This is a genomic window from Wenzhouxiangella sp. YN9, from assembly GCF_056324165.1.
On the sequence record NZ_JBJNIP010000087.1, the window covers coordinates 1 to 265 of the forward strand.

The following is a 265-nucleotide window of genomic DNA, read 5'->3' on the forward strand; positions in this document are numbered from 1 at the left end:
GCTGACCGGTGTTGGTGAGACTTCGAACGCACCTGGTGTGCCGAGTAACTCCGTTGCGGTCTGACCATCGTCGGGATTGATCGAGACGACCGCTGGTGGCCTGGCAACTTGGGGTGGTCCTTTGACGTAGCGCTCGGGATGCGCCGCATAGTGCCGATCCATGGCCGCTTGCCGGATCCGCCAGAGTGCTTCGAACTGTCCGGTATAGAGATCTTCGGGGGTAAACAGCGCCAGGCCTTCGTGCGGTCGGCGGCTGTAAGCCGGG

The 265-nt window shown here is 62.6% G+C and carries 1 pseudogene; it reads right to left on the reverse strand.

Annotated features, from left to right (window positions below):
* Positions 1-265 (reverse strand): annotated as a pseudogene (locus tag ACEWQ0_RS06160) (hypothetical protein); the annotation flags it as partial.